The sequence below is a fragment of the Methanobrevibacter sp. genome (genome assembly GCF_045577275.1).
Taxonomy (GTDB): domain Archaea; phylum Methanobacteriota; class Methanobacteria; order Methanobacteriales; family Methanobacteriaceae; genus Methanobrevibacter.
This window is the reverse complement of the sequence record NZ_JAZNIB010000091.1, coordinates 1-2,113: the sequence shown is the minus strand read 5'-3', so window position 1 is coordinate 2,113 and position 2,113 is coordinate 1. Positions and strand designations below refer to the sequence as shown.

Below are 2,113 nucleotides of genomic sequence, written 5' to 3'. Positions count from 1 at the left end.
TGATTATTCTAAATAGTGATAAGACGAATGTAATGTATTTTATGAGATGAATTTAGAATAATCAAAGAATTCAATCAAGGAACTATTAATCCAAACCAATTGCAAATTCCCATTTGGAAAATTTAAATCAATCCAAACAATAGATCTTTGATTTTTTCGAAGTTTTAAGTATTTTTCTGATAAGAAGAAACAGCTCATTTCCAATGAAGTAGGGATAAGTATTAATTTATTTCCACCAGAAATTACATGTTCCTTGTATGGTATATTATTTAAATAAGTATAAACCAATATTCCAAGAGCATTTGAAAAGAAATAAAAGATTATTTGTAGAAGATATCTTTGATATTCAAATCTTTGGAAACCATTTCAATCTCTCTATTGAGAACATCTATCTCTGCAAGAATCTTTTCATGTTCATATGATAATTCCTTAGGATCTATCTTCTCTTCCTTATCTTCATAAGCATCGACATAACGAGGAATGTTTAGATTGAAATCATTTCTTTTTATATCCTCTAAACTTGCCCTATGGGAATACTTATCTATTTCTTCTCTATTTTTATAGGTCACTACAATATTTTCAATGTCCTCTTGTGTTAGCCTATTAATTAATTTTGATTTCTTGAAGTCACGAGAGGCATCAATGAATAGAATATCCTCATCTTCACCCCTATCTTTCCTAAATATCAATAGGCAGGCAGGATTATTGGTGCTGTAAAACATATTGGCAGGCAAACCAATAACAGCATCGAGATAATTTTTTTTCTCAACAATTAATTTTCTGATTCTACCTTCAGTTGATCCCCTGAACAAAACTCCATGAGGTGCAACGACAAGCATTATGCCATCATATCTCAAATGATAGAGCATATGCTGGATGAATGCATAATCCGCCTTTGTACGTGGAGCTAGGAACTTGTACTCACTGAATCTTATATCCTTGCGGAAAGACTTGTCTGCACTCCATTTGGAATTGAAAGGGATTTGAGAAACTACCGCTTCAAAAGATTCGCCCAAATGTTGGGGCTGCTCTAAAGTATCTCCCTGCTTGATATCAAAATCCTCATAATGAATATTATGCAAAATCATGTTTTCCCTTGCAATATTATAAAAGGAAGCATTGATTTCCTGACCATAAATGGCATCACATGGAATTGTCTTATGAATTTCCAAAAGCAAGGATGCAGAACCGCAGCAAGGATCATAAACAGAATCAAGATGCCTTTTCTTGGAAGCTATCAAAGCAGCAATCAAGGTTGAAACTTCATTTGGAGTGTAGAAATCTGCAGAATTAGAGGAATTCAGTGAAAACTTGCTTAACAAATATTCAAAACCACTGCCAATTAAATTATCAATTTCCTTTTCATGCCCTTTTTCTTTTTTGTAACTAAAGTTTTCTTCCATATCAAATGCATAATCTGCTTCAACATTCATTTCATTCAAATTATGTTCCATTTTGGCATCGATTAAACTATCCAAATCAGCAAAATCCTTTTTAATGCTATGTTTAGCATTTAGCTTATGATATTCATTCTGCCTTTTTCTAGACCAACGACCAACTTTATTATCCAATAAAGACATTTCATTATCTATTTCATCAAATTTACTGTTTTCCAAAAGGGTTTTTCTAAAAATACGATTGTCCATACCTTCTTTACCTAAATCGAAGTGCACAGAACCTAAAGCCTCTAAAATATTAAATATGACTTTATTTTTTTCCTTTTTTTCCTTTCCTAATTGAGATGCATTCAAGTCCACACCTTCAAAGAGGTTTTGGAAATCCTCTTCACTTTTTGTTCCGATTGAAGAATCGCTGATTTCATTGAATGCCTTCTCCAATTCATCATTAAGATTTCCAATATTATTTGAATAGAGAATATTCTTAAATAGAAGATTCGGCTTTAAAAAGTATCCTATTTCCTTTATTGAATCTTCCCTTAAGGATTTTTTATAATCATCATGCTTATAGGCTTCCTCAAAATTAAGATTTTCATATTTTAGCTTATCATTTACAAAAGCTTCCAGTTTTTCAGACAGATATTTATAAGAAATAAAGCCTAAGAAGTATTTCTGAAACTCATCATCAGTTAAAAATCCTATCCTATTACTTTCTT

The 2,113-nt window shown here is 31.5% G+C and carries 1 protein-coding gene; it reads right to left on the bottom strand.

Translation table 11 applies throughout. The annotated features are described in order from the left end of the window. Window positions 1-320: 320 nt before the first annotated feature. On the bottom strand, window positions 321-2,113 hold a 1,793-nt coding region (locus ACKI67_RS03155), incomplete at its 5' end, for a type I restriction-modification system subunit M (protein ID WP_407461941.1).